Source organism: Streptomyces murinus (assembly GCF_002154555.1).
In the GTDB taxonomy this organism is placed as follows: Bacteria; Actinomycetota; Actinomycetes; order Streptomycetales; family Streptomycetaceae; genus Streptomyces; species Streptomyces murinus.
Map to the genome: position 1 here is coordinate 1 of NZ_MUNF01000876.1, position 829 is coordinate 829.

Sequence of the window (829 nt, forward strand, 5' to 3'; positions counted from 1 at the left end):
CCACCGAACCCCCCACCGACCGCCTCGCCCTGCTGATCGGCCCCGGCCGCGCCAAGGTCATCCGCGCCCTCCAGGCCCCCCGCACCACCACCGCCCTCGCCCACTCCCTGGGCCTCGCGAAGAGCACGGTCTCCCAGCACCTGGGAGTCCTGACCGAGACGGGCGTGGTGTGGCGCAGGCGGCTCGGCGGACAGGTGTTCTATCAACTGGACCGGAGCGGCTTCGCGTTGCTGGAGCAGCTGGGGGACTGAGGGGGCCGGCGCTCATTGCTCCAGCGCCGCCCCTATTCTCCGCAGCACCGCCGCCGTCATGGCCCGGCGGGCCGCCGTCGTCGCGCTGCCGATGTGCGGGGTGAGGACGGTACGAGGGTGATGGCGCAGCTCGGGCGGGACGTGCGGTTCGTCCTCGTAGACGTCCAGGGCGGCGCCCGCGAGATGGCCGGCGGCCAGGAGTTCGAGGAGGGCGGACTGGTCCAGGACCCGGCCGCGGGAGGTGTTGACCACGATGGCGCCGGGCGGCAGCTCGGTGAGCAGCGATTTGCCGATCAGATGGTCGGTCTCGGGGGCGAGGGGGACATGGAGGGTCAGGAAGTCGCTCACCCGCATCAGACCGACCAGGTCCCGGTGGGGGATCACCCCTGGGGGGAGCGGTGTGCCGGGGCGGTGGGGGAGGGCGTGGACCTCCATGCCGAAGGCCGCGGCGCGGCGGGCCACCTCGGTGCCGATGGCGCCCAGGCCCAGGACGCCGAGGCGGCGGCCGTGCAGCTGGGCGCCGAGGAAGGCGTCGGCCTCCCAGCGCCAGTCGGCGCCGGAGCGGACGAACCGGTCCG

General features: G+C 74.3%; 2 protein-coding genes. One reads left to right on the forward strand and one right to left on the reverse strand.

The genetic code is table 11. From position 1 onward, the window contains the following. Positions 1-251: ArsR/SmtB family transcription factor (locus CCN72_RS36195; RefSeq protein ID WP_143664329.1), on the forward strand; the 251-nt coding region annotated here is incomplete at its 5' end. 12 nt (positions 252-263) lie between these two features. Here CCN72_RS36195 and CCN72_RS36200 read toward each other — a convergent pair. Further along, positions 264-829 (reverse strand): 2-hydroxyacid dehydrogenase (locus CCN72_RS36200; RefSeq protein ID WP_279630318.1); only part of this gene is annotated, 566 nt, incomplete at its 5' end.